This is a genomic window from Seonamhaeicola marinus (assembly GCF_008085455.1).
Genome location: NZ_VSDQ01000269.1, coordinates 1 through 518, shown reverse-complemented (window position 1 = coordinate 518; position 518 = coordinate 1). Strand labels below are relative to the sequence as shown.

Annotated in this window: 1 protein-coding gene and 1 pseudogene; both read left to right on the top strand. The window is 26.3% G+C overall.

Features of this window, described 5'->3' with window-relative positions; translation table 11 throughout:
- Window positions 1–150 (top strand): annotated as a pseudogene (locus tag FUA24_RS03905) (adenylosuccinate lyase); the annotation flags it as partial.
- A gap of 10 nt (window positions 151–160) precedes the next feature.
- Window positions 161–358 (top strand): hypothetical protein, encoded by a 198-nt coding sequence (locus FUA24_RS03900; RefSeq protein WP_147135991.1) that lies wholly within the window; start codon window positions 161–163, stop codon window positions 356–358.
- Window positions 359–518: the final 160 nt, after the last annotated feature.

Below are 518 nucleotides of genomic sequence, written 5' to 3'. Positions count from 1 at the left end.
AACCCTTATGAAGCTTTAAAAGGTTTAACAAGAACAAATGAAGCTATAAATAAAGACTCTATTTCAAATTTTATTGATACTTTAGAGGTAAACAATACAATAAAAGACGAATTAAAACGTATTACACCAAGTAACTATACGGGAATTTAATATTTAATTTATGCTAAGCGACAAACAATCAATACTACTATGCGGATTTATTGCTGTAGTTTTTTTTGTTGCTGGCATGCTAGATGCGCTTAATAATTTTATTGTTTTAACTTTATTAACCTTAGCATTTTTAGCCATTGTACTTAATTTAATAACCGCAAAATCTTTTGTTAAAAAAGACGATGAACAATTACATAAAAAAGAATAAAAAAAGGTTTACCTAATTTGGTAAACCTTTTTTGTTTTTCAAGCTAGATTACCTACTTGAAAAAATTCATAATATTTTCAATTTGTGCACCATCAAAATCTGCATTTTGTAAACTATTAATTAGCACACCTATTTTTTCAGGATTCATATCATTACCTAA

What these genes read in the sequence shown, in the direction of transcription:
- FUA24_RS03900 (WP_147135991.1), top strand. Translation starts at nt 161, where the DNA reads ATGCTAAGCGACAAACAATCAATACTACTATGCGGATTTATTGCTGTA.